Source organism: Microcoleus sp. A003_D6 (genome assembly GCF_036702825.1).
Lineage (GTDB): Bacteria > Cyanobacteriota > Cyanobacteriia > Cyanobacteriales > Microcoleaceae > Microcoleus.
The window spans coordinates 17,977-36,507 of sequence record NZ_JAUBWA010000072.1 but is presented as its reverse complement, the minus strand read 5'-3'; the positions used below and the strand labels follow the sequence as shown (position 1 = coordinate 36,507).

17 protein-coding genes are annotated in these 18,531 nt (G+C 44.9%); 9 read left to right on the top strand and 8 right to left on the bottom strand.

All coding sequences use genetic code 11. The features are described from left to right. Positions 1-211: 211 nt before the first annotated feature. Genes QUB70_RS19735 through QUB70_RS19725 form a run of 3 tightly spaced genes read left to right on the top strand, consistent with a single transcriptional unit; the run spans position 212 to position 3,506 of the window. Positions 212-2,026, top strand: a complete 1,815-nt coding sequence (locus tag QUB70_RS19735; RefSeq protein WP_332982907.1) for a methyltransferase domain-containing protein — start codon at positions 212-214, stop codon at positions 2,024-2,026. Positions 2,027-2,069: 43 nt separating this feature from the next. Further along, complete coding sequence (locus tag QUB70_RS19730) at positions 2,070-2,879, top strand: sulfotransferase family 2 domain-containing protein (protein WP_332982905.1); 810 nt, start codon at positions 2,070-2,072, stop codon at positions 2,877-2,879. A gap of 39 nt (positions 2,880-2,918) precedes the next feature. Further along, on the top strand, positions 2,919-3,506 hold the full coding sequence (locus QUB70_RS19725) for a hypothetical protein (RefSeq protein WP_332982904.1): 588 nt from the start codon (positions 2,919-2,921) through the stop codon (positions 3,504-3,506). A 50-nt stretch (positions 3,507-3,556) separates the two neighbouring features. Here the strand turns inward: QUB70_RS19725 and QUB70_RS19720 are convergent, their stop codons facing one another. The 4 genes from QUB70_RS19720 to QUB70_RS19705 all read right to left on the bottom strand — a co-directional run bounded on the left by QUB70_RS19720 (position 3,557) and on the right by QUB70_RS19705 (position 9,285). After that, positions 3,557-4,420, bottom strand: coding sequence for a glycosyltransferase family 2 protein (locus QUB70_RS19720; RefSeq protein ID WP_332982909.1), 864 nt, complete (start codon positions 4,418-4,420; stop codon positions 3,557-3,559). A 61-nt stretch (positions 4,421-4,481) separates the two neighbouring features. After that, positions 4,482-8,888 carry a glycoside hydrolase family 99-like domain-containing protein gene (locus QUB70_RS19715; protein ID WP_332982903.1) on the bottom strand — a complete coding sequence of 1,469 codons (4,407 nt, stop codon included), beginning with the start codon at positions 8,886-8,888 and terminating at the stop codon, positions 4,482-4,484. A gap of 40 nt (positions 8,889-8,928) precedes the next feature. Then, on the bottom strand, positions 8,929-9,108 hold the full coding sequence (locus QUB70_RS19710; RefSeq protein WP_332982902.1) for a hypothetical protein: 180 nt from the start codon (positions 9,106-9,108) through the stop codon (positions 8,929-8,931). 15 nt (positions 9,109-9,123) lie between these two features. Next, positions 9,124-9,285, bottom strand: a complete 162-nt coding sequence (locus QUB70_RS19705) for a hypothetical protein (RefSeq protein WP_332982901.1) — start codon at positions 9,283-9,285, stop codon at positions 9,124-9,126. Positions 9,286-9,487: 202 nt separating this feature from the next. Between QUB70_RS19705 and QUB70_RS19700 the strand changes: the two genes are divergently transcribed. Then, positions 9,488-10,135 carry a Uma2 family endonuclease gene (locus tag QUB70_RS19700; RefSeq protein ID WP_332982900.1) on the top strand — a complete coding sequence of 216 codons (648 nt, stop codon included), beginning with the start codon at positions 9,488-9,490 and terminating at the stop codon, positions 10,133-10,135. A 114-nt stretch (positions 10,136-10,249) separates the two neighbouring features. On the opposite strand, the gene QUB70_RS19695 is transcribed toward QUB70_RS19700, so the two are convergent. The 4 genes from QUB70_RS19695 to QUB70_RS19680 form a co-directional block, all read right to left on the bottom strand. Next, positions 10,250-10,864, bottom strand: coding sequence for a 50S ribosomal protein L25/general stress protein Ctc (locus QUB70_RS19695; protein WP_332982899.1), 615 nt, complete (start codon positions 10,862-10,864; stop codon positions 10,250-10,252). Between the two features lie 64 nt (positions 10,865-10,928). Beyond that, positions 10,929-11,297 (bottom strand): hypothetical protein, encoded by a 369-nt coding sequence (locus QUB70_RS19690; RefSeq protein ID WP_332982898.1) that lies wholly within the window; start codon positions 11,295-11,297, stop codon positions 10,929-10,931. A 17-nt stretch (positions 11,298-11,314) separates the two neighbouring features. Next, complete coding sequence (locus QUB70_RS19685) at positions 11,315-11,752, bottom strand: hypothetical protein (protein WP_332982897.1); 438 nt, start codon at positions 11,750-11,752, stop codon at positions 11,315-11,317. Between the two features lie 54 nt (positions 11,753-11,806). Further along, complete coding sequence (locus tag QUB70_RS19680) at positions 11,807-13,147, bottom strand: adenylosuccinate synthase (RefSeq protein ID WP_332982896.1); 1,341 nt, start codon at positions 13,145-13,147, stop codon at positions 11,807-11,809. Between the two features lie 381 nt (positions 13,148-13,528). Between QUB70_RS19680 and QUB70_RS19675 the strand changes: the two genes are divergently transcribed. The 5 genes from QUB70_RS19675 (at position 13,529) to QUB70_RS19655 (ending at position 18,524) form a co-directional block, all read left to right on the top strand. After that, positions 13,529-14,566: an adenosine deaminase gene (locus QUB70_RS19675; protein WP_332982895.1), complete on the top strand. Its 1,038-nt coding sequence runs from the start codon at positions 13,529-13,531 to the stop codon at positions 14,564-14,566. A gap of 241 nt (positions 14,567-14,807) precedes the next feature. Continuing rightward, on the top strand, positions 14,808-16,112 hold the full coding sequence (locus QUB70_RS19670) for an aspartate aminotransferase family protein (protein WP_332982893.1): 1,305 nt from the start codon (positions 14,808-14,810) through the stop codon (positions 16,110-16,112). Positions 16,113-16,436: 324 nt separating this feature from the next. Further along, the gene (locus tag QUB70_RS19665) at positions 16,437-17,924 is read left to right on the top strand and encodes a TldD/PmbA family protein (protein ID WP_332982892.1); all 1,488 of its coding nucleotides are present in this window, start codon (positions 16,437-16,439) and stop codon (positions 17,922-17,924) included. Between the two features lie 20 nt (positions 17,925-17,944). Further along, positions 17,945-18,286 (top strand): DUF6883 domain-containing protein, encoded by a 342-nt coding sequence (locus QUB70_RS19660; protein WP_332982890.1) that lies wholly within the window; start codon positions 17,945-17,947, stop codon positions 18,284-18,286. Next, positions 18,276-18,524 carry a DUF4926 domain-containing protein gene (locus QUB70_RS19655; RefSeq protein WP_332982889.1) on the top strand — a complete coding sequence of 83 codons (249 nt, stop codon included), beginning with the start codon at positions 18,276-18,278 and terminating at the stop codon, positions 18,522-18,524. The genes QUB70_RS19660 and QUB70_RS19655 overlap by 11 nt, the downstream gene beginning before the upstream one ends. The last annotated feature ends 7 nt before the right edge of the window (positions 18,525-18,531 follow it).

Genomic DNA, 18,531 nt, shown 5'->3' with positions numbered 1-18,531 from the left:
CCACTATCGTCGGTGCAAAAGCCCGATCGCGACTCAGGTAAAGTTATACTGTCAATAATTTTCTAGACGGGGGTTTTACCTGTTTGGGCTTGAACTGGCGGAAACTTCCTGCCACCGCTCAGAGTCTTGGATAGACTGAGAGAGATGGTACTCTGGTTAGTATAAAATCAGTAGATATAGCGATAAATTAGACATAAGGAGGATATTAAAGATGGAATTAGAACCTACAGGTGAAAGATATCTGCCTTCTTGCATGAAGGGTCAGATCAAGTATGAACATTTGCACAGGTATGCTCTGTCGATGGAGTTATCTCGCGACAAACAAGTGCTGGATATCGCTTCAGGAGAGGGATACGGATCTGCAAGCTTATCAAAATTTGCTCGTTCAGTCGTAGGAGTTGATATTGACTCCAAATCTGTAGAATATGCAAATCAAAAGTACGGAGATCGTCCCAATTTAGAGTTTGTGGTAGGAGCTTGTGAGGCGATTCCCCTTCCCAGTCAATCTGTAGATATTGTTACATCCTTTGAAACGATCGAGCATCACGATAAACATGAACAAATGATGCAAGAAATCAAAAGGGTGCTCAAGCCAGGAGGGATGCTGGTAATTTCTTCTCCCAATCGGCTGACTTATTCAGATTTGCCTGAATATTCTAACCCATTTCACGTCAAAGAGCTTTACGATTATCAATTTATTAGCTTGCTGAATCGCCACTTTAAGCACGTTAAAATCTACGGTCAAAGGTTGGCAACAGGATCTTTTATTTTTCCTTTGAAAGAAGCGAGTCAACCTAGCTTCAATGCTTATACCTTTAATGATAGTGAAGTGAATCCAAAGGTATGCTCCTTAGAAGAGCCAATTTATTTTATCGCTCTATGTTCAGATGAAGTTACAAATGTGCAACCAGCTATAGATTCTATATATATAGACAAGCCAGACGACTTATTCAAAGAAAATCAGATAGCATTGGCAGAATCTCAGTCTCAACTGCATCAAACCAAGGCATTGCTGAGTCAATACCAGTCTCAACTTCATCAGACTGAGGTAATATTAATGCAATGCCAGTCTCAACTGCAAAATACCGAGTCAGTGTTAGAACAATCTCAATCCCAACTGCAACATACCGAGGCCGTGTTAGAGCAATCTCAATCCCAACTGCACGAGACTCAGGCAGAATTGGAACAATCTCAGTCTCAACTGCACGAGACTCAGGCAGAATTGGAACAATCTCAGTCTCAACTGCACGAGACTCAAGCAGAATTGGAACAATCTCAGTCTCAACTGCAACATACCGAGGCGGTGTTAGAAGAATCTCAATCTCAACTGCAACATACCGAGGTGGTGTTAGAAGAATCTCAATCTCAACTGCACGAGACTCAGGCAGTGTTAGAAGAATCTCAATCTCAACTGCAACATACCGAGGTGGTGTTGGAACAATCTCAATCTCAACTGCACGAGACTCAGACAGAATTGGAACAATCTCAATCTCAACTGCACGAGACTCAGACAGAATTGGAACAATCTCAGTCTCAACAGGCTCAAACTGAAGCAGAACTAGCACAGACTCAAATAAAATTAAAACAATCTCAGTCTCAACAGGCTCGAACTGATGGAAAGCTAGCACAGGCTAAAGCTCAACTTCAGGAGACGGATGCTGTCTTAGAACAATCTCAGTCCCAACTCCATCAGACTCAGGAAGTATTGGAACGATTGCTGTTTAAACAAAATCTAGCCGCCACTCAGACAGAGGGACAGCACCCGATGCAGTACAACCTCTTGTTGTGGGAAGCCTGGTATGCTTACGGTAATGGTGATATGGCTGGTGTGGCTCACTATTTGCAGCAATCTTTGAAATGTACCCATTTATCGCGCACAGAAACAGTGGTAAATTGGTTAGAAAGTTTTGCGAAGTTATCGTCAGAGAAAGGTTATGAATTTGATAGCTACTCTCTGACTAACTCAGTGGAGTGGAAACAACTGATGAGGAGTGTAACGACTATTAGAACTGTTGTTGCCAGTTAATAAAAGACCAGTCCAGCAGGAAAAAATTGGGTCAAAATTTGCTATGAATAATTTATCCTTGGATTCTCAAATGGAAATCATATCAGTCCACGTACACAAAACAGCGGGTTCAACCTTTGGAAGAGCTTTAAAACAGGTCTACGGCGAGATGCAAGTTTTTGGTGACTATCAACCGGAAAAATTTGAAAAGACTCTGGAGAGATTGTCTGCTCAACCACAAAGTAGGGTTATACACGGTCATTTTGCAGCAGGGAAATATAAGGGACACTTCCCATCAGCAAAAAGAGTAATCTGGCTGAGAAATCCAATTATTCAATTCATTTCTGGCTATTTTTTTTGGAAGTCGCAGCCCCAAAAAAACTTTTTTAGTCAAGAACATAAGTATATGGTTGAAAACAACATCAGTCTGTTAGAATTTGCAGAGATACAGGCTAAAAAAGGGATAAATCCCTTAGCTGATTTCTATTGTCTAGATGTAGATTTAACTGATTTTTACTTTATTGGAATTCAAGAATTTTTTCAAGATGATTTAGCAAAGCTGAAGCAGATGCTAGGTTGGCCTGAGTTTAAAATGGAGGTTTTTAATCAAAATAAGTATCCTAATTATCGGGAGCATTTACAAAAAGCATTGGCTGACAAAAGTACAATGAAAAGGCTAACAGAAATAACTAGCAAAGACATGGAACTGTATCAAAAAGCATTAGATATGAGAGCTAAACGCCAAGGGTTGTCAAGTTCATTTCAACAGTACGATATAGCTTTGAGTGCATCTCGGCAGAAGCTGTCGCAAGTTCAGGCAAAACTGGAGCAAAATCGCTGTATAATTGCTAACACTGTCACAGTTTCAAGTTAAAATAAGATATTCATTCCTAACAAAAGCTAAACAAAAACAATGACTGAACAAGCTTTAATTGAAATCTTAGATGTGGCGGCGTTGTCCGTAGAAGATTCCGAATTGCTCTGGGGCTATAATATAGACAGCCCGCGCAATAATCTCCAGTTTGAAACTGACAAAATTTTTGTTTATGGCTGGATATTAGGAAAAAAACATCCAGCAGTTGCCATCAAAGTAACTAGCGGTGGCACAGTAATTCAGGAAATTGCTACTAACAATCCTCGCCCGGATGTGGCTAAAATTCATTCAAAGGTAGCAGGTTCGGAAAACTGTGGCTTTTCGGCTGAAGTAGGAGTAGGCGAACTGTCAGAGGAATGTGAATTAGTTCTCGAAGCTGTGTTTTCAGATCGAAGCAGCGTGCCGATCGCTGTGGTGAGATTTCGGCAAAAGCTGCCGCGCTTAAAGCAGATTCAGGTAGATTTAAAGCGTTCTCGGACTCGACTAGAACAAATTCAGTCAGAGTTGGAGCAACATCAGCCTTTGCTGCACCAAACTCAAGAGCAATTACCGCGCTTATACTCCCAAAAGTACCAGACGGAGAATCAATCGCAAGCGATCGCTGATACTAATACGCTCCCAGTCTAGAAAACTGTGAGCGTATTAGGCCAATGCTTGCGAATTGATCGCCTTAGTCTTTACATAAACCGCTCTAATCCATGCCACTCGATAAAGAGTTCAAAGAAACCAGGCCAGTTCAATGGAGAAGGTGCAATGGCGTTAGGCGGCCAATGACATTGCACTTTTGAGAAAAAGTTTCTGAGCAAGCTTGCTGATTCTTGCTGACCAATTACTTCCAAAGACTCAAAAGTATTTTTACCATGAAGCCTATAGTAATAGAGGTCTTCTTCCAGAAAAAATGGTTCTGTATAAATTATGGAACGCAACAGAAAATCCCAGTCATGACAACACCGATAATCGTTAAACTCACCCACACTATTAAAAAGCGCTCTTGTAAAAACAAAATTTCCAGTAGAAATACTTACATTGGCTGACAAACAAGCAAATCCAACAGAAGGAAACTGCTTGAAGTTAAATACTGTTTGGTATTTAGAGTAAGTCCTAACTACACGATGAGAGTTAGTTATCACCCTATCATCTTCATCTATATACTGCACGCGGCTAAATACAAATTCATGCCCTCCTTTCTGCATAGCATTAACCGTGGCTTTGATTCGTTCTGGATGATAGGCATCATCTGAATTGACAAGTGCAATAATCTCTCCCTTCGATTGGGTTATGCCATAGTTGATGGCAGCATGAGCACCCTGATTTTTAGTAAAACCGTGAAATTGTGCTGGGTGAGAAAACCTAGACCGCCAACTTTCACTCTCAATTAATCGCTGTATCTCCGAAGCTGAACCATCCGGTGAACAATCGTCAACAATGACAACTTCTATATTTTCATAAGTCTGAGCTGCCACTGACTCCAAACACCTCTGAATAAACTTTTCGTGTTTGTAGCAGGGAATAACTATGGATACTAGGGGATTTTTTGACATCTTTTTCATTCCTCAAATTTCTTACACTACTCTCTAATTTACAAACTATGGCAAATCTTCTTTAGTCCGCATCGGAAGCGAAAAGATTCGTTTTAGGGATCTGTTTAAGAAAATTGGATAGTGCTTCAATTACTTGTTCTTGAGCCTCGGTTTCTTGCTCCAATTGATTCAACAATTCCCAACGCTGCTCATCGCTTCCTTCAAGAGGAAGAATTCGGATCTGATTGATCCTTGCTTTTACAATATCTGACTGGGAATAACGGAATTGACCATTTTCGCCTACAGCTATCCCTAACTTTTGAATAGTCTTATAGCCTGGTTGTAACCGGATTAATGATAATGGAATATAACTTCCATCTTGCAGAACTGCACGCAAATTTATAGATTGTTCAGATTCTACCCAGCCTAATTTTAACCGGGCTGAAAAACCGCTCCGATCCGCACCTGGCAAGGAATAAGCGTCAGCTATATCCTGACGCTCTATATTAACAGGAACTCGCTGAATAATCTGATCGTTAGACATCACTTCTATGCTAACAGCAGGAGAAATGGCAGGCAAGATCCAGCCCCCTATAACAATAGAATTGACATCGAACTGCATTTCAGTTTTAAGATATTCCAAGTTCCACCATAATTCATTATCTTGTGGATAATGATAGATATCAGAGATGGTAACGACTCTTTGGATCATTCTGTAAAATGCCTGAAGTGAATGCTCCTGAGCAGTAGTTCTATCTTCTAATTCGTCAAGCAGTTGATTGAGATATTCTACAGTTTTATCAGGAAAATACCGTAGCAGCTTAAGACTCGTTCTCCAACCGTGTGCCCCATTAAGTGCTTTACAGGTAACTAACAGGTGGCTATGTCCATATTTCTGATCTGGTTCTAGGTGTGATCCCTCTGCCCATTCATTCCAAGCGTTAATGAAAACAATTCGTTCATCGCCTGAATTGCTTTGTTTGGTTTTCTCGATAGCGCCACGCAACCAAAATTCATAAAGATCTGGGTTGGAATTAATAAAAGCATGAGCAGTATTTCCTCTTCGAGCTGTGTTATCCCATGACGGCATAGCTCCCGGAAAAAATTTAAAATCTGGAAGCTTTTCTGCTACCGCATTGATAGTTGCGTCTTGATAATCGAAGAGCTGTCCGGTGAAATCTGGGTGGATTCCCACAAGTTCAGATGGTGAAATTTGGCGTGCAGGTACTCCATGCGGTGGAAACTGCAACGCAGAATCAAAACCTATACTCACCGGGTCTACATAACCTGAAAAACAGGTAATGGCGAGACAAAGGTGAACTTCTCCGACACCATTTGCTCTAAAAACGTCTCTCCACTGCTCTGTGAGCTGTAAAGGCTCTGGCAAAATATCACTGCGATAGACAATGAGTAAGGGCTCGCCATTGATGCGAATATATCGCTCGTCCAGCAAAATGTGAATTAAACTTTCGGCAAAAGCTTTATTGTGATCGGGTGAATGTTCTTGCGCGATCAGGATTTCATGTTCGGCTCCATCCCACCGTCTGGTCCAGTTTTCATTCGCCCAGCAAACGCAGAATGGAAAATCTGGTTTCTTTGTTCGCAACACTTCATCAAGAGGAAGGTGAAGCAAGCGCTTACCTGCGAACCAATAATAATAATAACAAAAACCAAATATCCCATATTTTTTGGCTAGTGCTGCCTGCGCTTCTCTAACTTCAGGAATCCGTAAGTCATAGAAGCCTAAATCGGCTGGAAGCTGAGGTTGATGATGCCCCTCGAATAGAGGTTGAGCTTTGGTTACTTTAGTCCACTCCGTAAAGCCTTTGCCCCACCATAAATCATTCTCTGGTATTGGATGGAACTGTGGCAAATAGAAAGCAATCAGACGTACATCTCCGCTCAAGGGTTTAGCTTTCCGATGTTCGCTGACAACAATACGACTACTGGGGACTGGTTCGGGAGTCTTAACCGGACTCAATATTTCTACACGCGACTGATGTTCAATACTACTGGGGACTGTTTCGGGAGTCTTAACCGGACTCAATATCTCTACTCGCGACTGATGTTCAATACTACTGGGGACTGGTTCGGGAGTCTTAACCGGACTCAATATCTCTACTCGCGACTGGTTTTTAATTGGCTTTTTTTTTTCCAGCACCTTGTCTAACCGCGCCGAAATCCCCCGATCGCCCGGCCGAATCTGCAACGCCATCTGATAAAAGACGATCGCCCCATCAGGCCAACTGTGCCGCACCAAAGCATCAGCCAACTCAACATAAAGGTCAGCATCATTCGGCGCAATCTCCAGCGCCTTGTGATACAACTGCACGTCATCACGATTCTCCTGAATCGCCCGCCGGTACAAACCCATCGCATCCTTCAAATCCCACTGCGATCGCATCCTCAAAGCATCAGCCAACTTTTGCGAAAGCCACGGCAAATCCGCCTGAATTTCCGCAGCGCAGCGGTAAGACGCGATCGACTCATCCCACCGTTCCAGCTTCTCAAAAGCCGTCCCCATGTTGTAATAAGTCCACGGAAAATCGCCATTCAACTCGGCCGCGCGACGGTAAACCTCGATCGCCTCATCCCACCTTTCCAGTTCTAGCAGCACGTCGCCCAATTTGCTCTGCGACCAGAAGAAATTTGGATTAACTTCGTTAGCACGTCGGTAGGCAACAACCGCCTCATCCCAACCTTCCAAATTCACCAGCGCTTCTGCTAAATTGTTGTGCGCCCAAAAATGGTCGGGATTGAGTTCGATCGACCTTTGGTAAGCCGAAATTGCCTCATCCCACCGTTCCAGTTTAATCAGCGCGTCTGCTAAATAATTGTGCGACCAGCTAAAATCTGGATTTAATTCTGTTGCTTTGCTGTAAGCCTCTACAGCTTCTTCCCACCGTTCCAACTTCAGCAGCACATCGCCTAAATTGTTGTGAGACCAGCTAAAATCTGGATTTAATTCGATCGCCTTCCTGTAAGCCTCTACCGCTTCCTCCCACCGTTCCAACTTAACCAGCGACTCAGCTAAATTGTTGTGCGACCAAGAAAGTTCGGGATTAATTCTAATGGCGTTCCTGTAAGCATCTACCGCCGCTTCCCACTGTTCTTGATTTCTGAGAATTTCGCCCAATTCGTGATAAGCTGCGCCAGCATTTGGGTTCAACTCAACCGCGCGCCGGTAACAGTCAATTCCTTGATTTACCTTACCTTGCTCGATCAAAGTTTTGGCTAAATTCTCGTGTTCCTCGGCGGTGCCGGATTTCGGGTCGATCGCCAATGCTCGATACCAGCACTGGGCCGCCTCCTCCGACTTCCCTAACTGCGTCAACAATTTGGCAAAATTGCGGAAAGCACCGGCAAAATCCGGCTTCAGGGCGATCGCCTTTTCGTAAGCAGAAACCGCTTGCTGCCACTGTTCCTGCTGCGCGCAAATGCTACCGTAATTAGCGTAAGCTTCGGCAAAATTCGGGTTAATTTCTATTGCTTTGACATAGCAACTTTTAGCTTCATCAATTTTTCCGCCAGCTTGCAGGGCGTTGCCCAGCATTTTATACAGCCCCGCATCCGGCTTAATTTGCAGCGCCTTCTTGCAAGCAGAAATTGCCTGTTCCAATTTCCCCTGAGCGAAATAACCTTCTGCCAGGATTTTGTAAGCTTCTGGATCTTCTATATTAATTGTAGAATTAACTGCCTGCTTAACTTCCGGCTTCACAGCAGTTGATACTTGCTGCTTAACTTCCGGCTTCACAGCAGTTGCTACTTGCTGCTCCTTAACTGCACCGTTTGTTGCAGTTGCCGCTGCCAAAGTATGCTGTCCGTCGCTGCCGTTTCTCGCATGAGCTGCGTTGAGTTCTATCGCTTTTCGATAATATGCTGTCGCTTCTTCTAATTTGCCTTGTTTTTTCAGCGCTTCCCCTAAATTTTGGTAAGCAGTCGCCAAATTAGGTTCTAACTTGATTGTGCGCTGGTAACAGGCGATCGCCTCGGGAAACTTTTCCTGCCGCAAAAAAGCATCGCCCATATTCAAGTGTTCCGAAGGCTTTACTTTTTCCGGTTCCAAACTAAATGCTTGATACCAGCAATGCTGCGCTTCGGCTGGTTTGCCAATTTGTCCGAATACTTTTGCTAAATTCCGGTAAACTCCCGCGAAATTCGGTTTAATCGCGATCGCCTTTTGGTAAAACTCGATCGCCTCCTGCCATTTTTCCTGGTGCGCGCAAATGCTGCCCAAATTCGCGTATACTTCCGCAAAATTCGGCTCTATTTCAATAGCTTTCGCGTACCAGTGCCGCGCCTCTTCCATCCTGCCTTGAGCTTGTAGCGCGTTGCCCAAAGTCTTGTAAGCCGGTGCAAAATTGGGGTGAATCTTCAAAGCTTGCTCGCAGGAGGCGATCGCTTCTTCTAATTTTCCTTGGGATAAGTATATTTCTCCCTGTTGGTTAAATTGAACCGCTGTTGATTCTGTACTGACTGTTGATGGCATAGGGGCGGCGGCTCCACAAGTAGCAAGTAAATTATAGGATTCAAAATGTTTCACAATTATACAGCGGTTTGACGCCAACAATTGCCGTCTTACCCAAGCTGTCGAGAATGTGATGCAAAGGTTCAACAATAGCAGAATACGATCGCGATCGGGCAACTCCTGCAAAAAAGCGATCGACCACCTCCGCCTCGTTTTTTTCCAGGCATTCGGCTGCTTGCACCGGAGATACAGGTTTTCACGCCCCATGAGGGATGCCTGATTCGGCGGATGTCAGGATTTTCGAGGTTTGGTTTGTACCTCTAGAAACTTGAGAAAGGCGATAGTGCCGCAGACGACGTTCCAGCGGCAATAGTTCCTCACGCACCAAAATCGATCGCAGGTATCCTGCCTGCACCACCAGACTTATTGAAAAAATATATTAGACCTCTTGCAAAAATAATTAGGACGGGCAAGATGCCCATCCCACAAAAAAAATAACTCTTGTGGGATGGGCATCTTGCCCGTCCCATGAATTGATGAAAAGGATTTTTGCAAGAAGTCTATTAAAATAATTAACAGTAAATGTTCTGTCAACTTTCCTTAAAATTGCGGTAATTTTGATGTTGTTAGAGCCACCACCTCAACTTGTCGGTGAAAAGCGCCTCACCTTTCGCGATCTCGATTGGCAAGCCTTCAAGCAAATTCAAAGTTTGCTGATGGAGCGCACTCGCGCCCGTTTTACCTACGATAACGGAGTGTTAGAAATCACCATGCCCCTCGAAGAACACGAACGTTCTGCTCGCTTGATTGAACTCTTTATTAGAGTCCTTGTGGTTGAGATGGGGATGAAAATGAAGACGATGGGATCGACTACGCTCGATCGAGAAGACCTACTCAAGAGCGCCGAGCCAGACAATGGATATTACATTCAGAATTATGCCTTAGTTGCCGATCGCCTGGTTAATTTGAATGTCGATCCAGCCCCGGATTTAGTCGTGGAAGTAGATATTACCCATACCGATCTCAATAAAAATACACTCTATGCCAGTATGGGCGTGCCGGAATTTTGGCGGTTTAACGGGCGGGTATGGCAGATTCTGCAATTAGTCGATGGGGCTTATGTCGAGCGCGATCGATCTCCGACTTTTCCCATTATTGAAAAAACGGATTTATACCAGTTTCTAGAAGCGGCTTTCATCGATGAAGTTGCCGCAGAGATTGATTTTCGTCAATGGGTGCGACAGCAGATTCAAGGCCCAGTTGAGTAAGTGCGATCGCGCTCAAACGAAAATAACCTTTTTAGCAAAAAACGATCGCCCTTTTGCGAGAAAGCGATCGCCCTTTTTTTCAACAATTAGTTAACAACTATTAGCAATTACTAATTAAGCTGCTGCGGCTGCTGCTGCTGCGTCTTCTTCTGAATCTTCGGCTTCAGAACCTGCTTGAATTCCCAGCACCGTAACAACCACCTGCTCTGGTTCGCCGAGAGCTACCACTCCCGCAGGCAAAACTAATTCGTTAATGTGCAGCGCATCCCCAACCTTTAAATTAGAAATATCTACTTCTATTGATTCAGGAATGCTGTCAGGTTTGCACTTAACTGCTAGTTGCGTTAGCACGGTATCCAAGATGCCGCCTTCTAACTTGACGCCGACAGCTTCGCCGACAAAATTCAGCGACACTTCAACTTCCAGGCTGTCTTGAGTTGCTACGGAGAAAAAGCTCAGGTGGTAAGGAAAGCCCTTCCAAGGATGAACTTGAACTTCCCGCAGCAAGGTTTTTCCGCTCCAAGAGAGTTCAGGAATGCTGAGGTCAATTAGGGCGTTGTTGACTACGTGCTTTTTGAGCAGGGTTTCAACTGTTTTGGCTTTGATGGTAAGGGAAATGGATTCAGAGCCTTTGTGCCCGTAGAGGACGGCGGGAATCAATCCAGAGCGGCGGAGGGCGTTAGGTTTGCTCCCTTCTGCCCGCTTTTGACATTCTACTGCGAGTTCCATTTTATGACTTTCTGTTGATTGTTTTCACATTTTACCAGAATTGTGATATTGCGATCGCGCTCAATTAAATTCGCTGAAGGTATTGATAATTTTCGTTTTCCACACACTTCAGCAATTCCAGGATTTTTCTCAGACGGTACGTTCCTGATTGATACTCTTCTTTTGAAGGGTAATCACCAAGCTTAGTAAGAACTGCATCGCTTTCACTGATGATTGCTTCGCTGAAAATTTTCTTGAACTGCTGGCGAATATCTTGATTTAATTCAACTAAAGGCAGAATTACATTTTCTTCATCTAGGTAAATTTGGGTTTCGATTGATTCGCCACCTATTTTTGAAAATGCTGATTTTGCTAACCACTCGTAAGTAGCTGCTGTTATTCTTACACTATCGGACGGTTCACCATTTGCTGAATAAAAACTGATGTCAAACATTGGGATTACTCCTGCTACTAAACATCTAGAAACTCGTGCAAAGGAATATTTTCTGCATAAGCTATACCTGCTTTTATAAATTTTGCTTTGCCAGGTCCAGAAATTCTATCGGCACTTACAACTGCAATGACAGTAGCAGTATCAATAATTTCATTAACTGCTTTTCCTGAAAGGTATGTGGTTTTGATTTCTATATGCGGTAAGTTTGTTTTTCTTTCCTCTAAGGTTGACTGTGAATCTTTGATATTTTCTCTATTGTATTGACGATGAATATCGCAGATTCTTTGCTTTACTTGTGAGGCATCCTTGGCAGCCACAATCAAAATGTCTCCTTTCGGATCGTTGCCAGTAGTTCTCTGGGATGCAATGCCAGCTTCAGCTAACTTTCCGATTACCCAGCCAACCAAATCTCGATGAAGGGTTAGTTGGTAGATCAGACGATCTTCATCGGTCATTGGAGCCTCGTCACACATGAGATAGACCCTTTTTATCTATTATAACTAAACCTGTTATGATTGTGCTGCTACAGGCGTACCGTCAGCAGAGAGCAAAGCGCGTTTCGGGCCGTGAATCGGGTCTTCTACAATAATAGTTTGGTCGCGGCTGGCACCGAGAGAAACGATCGCGATCGGCACTTCCATCAAGTCTGCCAAAAACTTTAGATAATCCAATGCTTGCGGCGGTAAATCTTCCAAATTCCGGCACTCTTCCGTAGACTGTTTCCAACCGGGAAGGGTTTCGTAAATAGGTTGACACCGAGCAAAGATTCGGGAACTTTTCGGGAAATCAACACATTTTTCGCCGTCAATTTCGTAAGCAACGCAAACTTTTATTTCTTCTAATTCATCCAAAACATCTAGTTTGGTAATTGCCAGACAGTCAAGACCGTTGATGCGGACTGCGTAGCGGCCGATTACCGCGTCGAACCAACCGCAGCGGCGTTTGCGGCCGGTTGTCGTGCCGAATTCTGCACCTCGATCGCCCAAAATTGCGCCAATTCCATCTACCATTTCGGTAGGGAAGGGGCCTTCTCCGACGCGGGTTGTATAAGCTTTTGCTACGCCAATTACGCGATCGATCGCTGTCGGGCCGACTCCGGTTCCCACACAAGCGCCGCCTGCAATGGGATTGCTCGAAGTAACGTAAGGATAAGTCCCGTGGTCTAAGTCTAATAAAGTGCCTTGCGCGCCTTCAAACAGAATATTTTTCCGCTTGTGAATTCCCTCATAAATCTTCAGGGAACTATCTACTACGTGCGGCCGCAAACGTTCCGCATAAACTAGATATTCATCTATTACGTCTTGCGGATTGAGAGGCGGCAAATTGTAGAGTTTTTCGAGAATGATATTCTTGTGATGAATTGTCCATTCCAGTTGTTCTCGGAATCCTTCCAAGTCCATTAAATCGAGCATCCGAATCCCAGTGCGTTCGGACTTGTCGGCGTAAGTAGGGCCGATGCCGCGTCCTGTCGTCCCGATTTTATAATTTCCCCGCTGCGTTTCCGATGCCACATCAATTAATCGGTGATAGGGCATCGTGACGTGAGCAGTCTCCGAAATCATCAGCGAGGTCGTCGAAATATTCAGTGCCTCTAGCTGATCTAATTCTTCTATTAAAACTTTAGGGTCGATGACCGTTCCGCAGCCGATGATACACTCTTTATCAGGGTAGAGAATCCCGGACGGAATTAAGTGCAGCTTGAAAGTCTGACCGTTAACTACCACGGTATGACCGGCGTTGACGCCCCCTTGGTAGCGGACAACGATATCTGCGGATTTGCTGAGCAAATCGGTAATTTTGCCTTTTCCTTCATCGCCCCACTGGGCGCCGATTACAACTACGTTAGCCAAGGGTTTCTCGCGTTCAGCTCAGGTTGACACAATTTACGATTATGTACGAATGCGTCCCGAATGTCAATCTATTTTAGATTTTAGATTTTGGATTTTAGATTTTAGATACGGGCATGGGGCATGGGGCATGGGGCATGGGGCATGGGGCATGGGGCCTGGGGCATGGGGCCTGGGGCATGGGGCCTGGGGCATTGGGCATCTCCCAAAAAGCCTGTTTTGAACAGGCAAGATGCCTGTTCCACAAGAATTATGGGAGATGTCTATTGGGCATTAGGCATTGGAACTCACAAATAACCAATGACTAATGACTAATGACTAATGACTAATAACTAATGACTAATTAATTTTTGTTAACATTGAGAAAATAGAGGCTTTGTTGCCATGACTTTACACGCTGAGTTGCACCGCCATCTGGGTGGTTCTGTGGTTCCTCGGGTGCTGTGGCGGTATTTCGATCGCCACAATGCTGAGATGGTTAATCGATTTCAAGAATACTCGGAGTTTGAGGAGTTTTACACTCGTCCGCGCAATACTCTTAATGAGTATTTGGAACTGCACACACTGGTAGAAAGCGTTCAAACTGTTGAGACTTTGCCTTATTTCATCTATCGGTTGATGCGGGGCGCTTACGTGTTTGAAAATCTGGCTTATTTGGAGTTGCGCTATACGCCTTATTTGCGGACTCCAGAACATTTGAATCAGTCAGAACGCATTGATTTGATGGCAGAAATTGTACAGGTTGTGGGCAAGGCAAGTCAAATTAGCGATTGTCCGATTGTGACTAGCCAAATTTTGTGTATGCACTCGCGTTTACCGTATGAAGTGAATCGGGCGATCGTAGATTTGGCGGCCGGGATGGGAGAATATGTTTGTGCGATCGATATAGCTGGCGGCGATGCTTGTATTGGCGAGCGTTTAGAGGAGTTTGTCGGATTGTACCAGTACGCGAGGTCGATCGGCATCAAAACTACCGGCCACCTCTATGAAACTACCTCTGGCTGTTATCCCGAACTTTTGCCCTATCTGATGCGTATCGGCCACGGGATTCAAATTCCGTTAAAATATCCCGAACTGCTGCCAGAAGTCGCGCGCAGGGGTCAATGCTTGGAAGTTTGCCCGACTACCTATCTCAAAACGGGGACGTTGCAGGATATGCGCGAATTGAAGGTTGTGTTCGATCGATGTTTTGAAGCTGGTGTCGATATTGCCATTTGCACCGACAACGCGGGATTGCACAACGTGCGACTGCCTTTCGAGTACGAGAATTTGTTAACTTTAGATATCATTGATTTTCGGCAGTTGCAAGCGTGTCAAGAAGCTGCTTTCCGCCATGCTTTCGCGTGGCCCTACGGCGAGAGGCCTGTGAAAATGCTGACTGGTTTGTTGCAGCATGAGTCTGTGGGGGCGATCGAGAATTAAGGTGCGATCGAGAATTAAGGTGCGATCGTGAATTAAAGTGCGATCGTGAATTAAGGTGCGAACGTAAATTAAGATGAGACGGCGGTTGAAACCGCGTCTACACAGACAAAACCCGCCTCCGCGGGTTGAACACCGTAGGGTTAAAATTACCTTATTTTAGACCGTCCGCGGAGGCGGACATCGTTTGTATAGACGCGGTTTCAACCGCCCCGTCTTCTATCAATATAAAAGGATAAAAAACATGACAAATATGGACGCTTACTGGATGCCCTTCACTGCCAACCGACAGTTTAAAGCCAATCCGCGAATATTGGTTTCGGCAAAAGATATGCACTTTACAACAGATGATAACCGCTCAATTTTAGATGGTACTGCGGGGCTGTGGTGCGTCAATGCAGGGCACGCCCGCGAGAAAATTGCCGAAGCAGTTAAACAGCAGGTTTTGCGTTTGGATTACTCTCCGGCTTTTCAGATGGGACATCCGGGTGCTTTTGAATTGGCGGAACGTTTGGTAAAGATGATTCCGGGCAATTTCGATCGCGTTTTCTTTACTAATTCTGGTTCGGAATCTGTAGAAACTGCTTTAAAAATTGCGATTGCTTATCACCGGGTAAAAGGTGAAGGAACTCGCCAAAGATTGATCGGCAGGGAACGCGGCTATCACGGCGTTGGTTTTGGGGGAATTTCTGTCGGCGGTATCGGTACAAACCGCAAGTTTTTTGGCAGTTTGCTGACGGGAGTAGATCATTTGCCTCACACTCACAATCTCGAACACAATGCTTTCAGCCGCAAACAACCGGAATGGGGCGCGCATTTGGCGGATGAATTGGAGCGGATTGTCGCTTTGCACGATGCGTCTAATATTGCAGCAGTAATTGTGGAACCGGTGGCTGGTTCAACGGGGGTTTTGATTCCCCCGAAAGGTTATTTGGAGCGACTGCGGGCGATTTGCGACAAATACGGAATTTTGCTAATTTTTGATGAGGTAATTACCGGATTCGGGCGACTCGGCTCTAGTTTTGCTACTGAATATTTTGGGGTTGTTCCCGATATTGTGACGGCAGCGAAAGGGATAACTAACGGTACGGTGCCGATGGGGGCGGTGTTTGTGAAAGAGGGGATTTATGATGCTTTCATGAATGCTCCTGAAAATGCGATCGAGCTTTTTCACGGTTATACTTATTCTGGTCATCCTCTGGCTTGTGCGGCTGCTCTGGCGACGCTGGATATTTATGAGGAAGAAAGGTTATTTGAACGGGCAGATAAGATGGCTGGTTACTGGGAAGATGCGGTGCATTCTTTGAAGGGAGTGCGGCACGTAATTGATGTCCGCAATCTTGGACTGGTGGCAGGTATTGAGTTGGAATCTCTTGCTGGGAAGCCGGGAAAACGGGCTTTTGATTGTTTCTTGCAGTGCTATGAAAAAGGGTTGCTAATTCGCACGACTGGTGATATCATTGCTTTGTCGCCACCGCTGATTATTGAGAAGGAACATATCGATCGCATTGTGGAAATTTTGACAGGGGTTTTGCAGGAAATGGAGTAGGATTAAAATGAGATGTGGCACCATTCTCTATTAACAGGCAAGATGCCTGTTCCACATTGACAGGCAAGATGCCTGTTCCACATTAACAGGCAAGATGCCTGTTCCACAAACAGTAAATTTATTGTGGGGTGGGCATCCTGCCCGCCCATAAAATAGCTATGGATAATGGTGCAAGATATTAAAGTAAATGAACCGCGAAGGCGCGAAGGACGCGAAGGAGGAGCAAGAAGAAGAGGCAGTTCTTCTTTCGTGTTCTTCGCGGTTCGTTCAAATAATTAAAAAGCGCTATAATAATTAACAACTAACGACGAATGACGAATAACTATGGTGCAATTAACTGCAAAAATCTCTGCTAACGAGTTAGCAAATTTGGCTGTAGATTTGATTCGGGAAACAGGTTGCGAGTACGGTGATGTGCGTTTTTGCAGTTACCGAAGGCAGAATCTTTACGCGCGCGATCGATCTTTAAGCCAACTGTCTGATAATGTAAGTTCCGGTTTTGGCGTGCGGGTGCTTCTAGACGGCGCTTGGGGGTTTGCCGCCAGTCACAGCAAAACGCCGGCAGAGGTTGCAAGAATAGTCGCTTTGGCTGTAGAAATCGCTAAAGGCAGCCGCTTAACTCAGAAGGAACCGGTGCGGTTAGTGCCTGTCGAAAAATATGTCGATACCTACATTACTCCAATCGAAATTGACCCTTTTTCTGTACCCGTTGCGGACAAAGCCGAACTGCTGCTAACTATCAACGAAAAGCTGCTAGCACACGGCGCAGAAGGCATCAAAAAAGCTGATTCTTTTTTGCAGTCAAGCCGCGAAGACAAGGTTTTTGCTTCCACAGAAGGCTCGCTAATCGAACAAACAATATACCGCAGCTATCCCGGTTTTGGCTGTACGGCAATTGCGGGCGGCGATGCCCAAAGTCGCAGTTACGAACGCCCGCCGCTGAATATCGGTTACGAACATATTAATCCCGATGATTTGTTGAGTCAAGTCGAAAGAGTTGCCGCTGAAGCTATTGAGAAAGTCCGCGCTCCCAAAGTCGCTGCTGGTATTTGCAAATCCCTGATTCTCAAGCCTACAAATTTGTATTTGACAATCCACGAATCAGTAGGACATCCAACTGAATTAGACCGGGTTTACGGCTACGAATCTAATTTTGCCGGCACGAGCTTTGCTACTACTGATAATTTAAATAAACTGCAATATGCTGCACCTTGGGTGAATTTTAAGTGCGATCGCACTCAACCGGGCGGCCGCGGTACAATGGGTTACGATGATGAGGGCGTAAAATCGCAAGATTGGTACGTTGTCAAGGATGGAATTTTAGTTGATTATCTGACTGACAGAGAGACGGCTTATCGCCTCGGACGTGCCAGCAGCAACGGTTCTGCTTGCGCTGACAGTTGGTCGAGCGTGCCGATGGTGAGAATTCCCAATTTGGGATTGGAACCGGGCCCGGACGGCGGCAGTCACACTGCTACTTTGGCAGAAATGATTGCTGATACGGAAGACGGGATTTTAATCGACGGTATGGGTAGTTATTCAATTGATCAGCAGCGGCGCAATTTTCAATTCGGCGGCGATGCTTTTTGGAAGGTGGAAAAAGGTAAAGTTGTCGGTATGTTGACGGATGTAACTTATCAGGCGATGACTACTGATTTCTGGAATCAAATAGATGCGATCGGGCCGGCTTCGGAGCTGGTTCAGTGCGGTACTAATATATGCGGAAAGGGCGAGCCGATGCAGGTTGCTCAAATGACTCACGCTTGTGTGCCGGTGCGAGTGAGGGATATAAAGATTGGGGGAAATTCTTAATTAGATTGTAGGTTGTTAATGTGAAAATTCCAGCGGATGCTATCATACCCGAAGCAAAGTTGACGCGCTATTTACTTGTTCCCAAAGCACAAGATGACAAGTCAAAATTTCTCGCTCAAGGGGGTTTTAGTCAAGATAACCCAGAAGCTTTGTTAGCAGCCATCCAGTTTTTGATAGCGTCGGCTGAGGCAGTAGAGAATGGTGCTAATGAATTCGGAAAGTTCTTTCGCGCTGAAGGTGAGCTGCCAGGAGTTAACGGACGTAATTTAGCAGTTGTTACAATTTGGTTGCAGTGGCAAATTGACGGAAGTTTTCATTTTATTACTCTCAAACCCAAAAAGGAGTCTCGACGTGAAACTTGAACTTTACCAGCGTGTAGCATTGTGTCGGGATATACCGCTATATCAGCTAAAAAAAGGCGATGTAGCGATGCTAGTCGATCGCGTACCTCACCCAAACGAAGGCGAAGATGGCTGCGTTCTAGAAATATTTAATGCTTTAGGAGAATCGATTTTAGTTGTGGCTGTCTCCCGTTCAGATGTGGAACTTCTGCGAGCTGATGAAGTGTTAGCAGTTCGCTCTTTAGTACAGGCAAATTAACCGTATT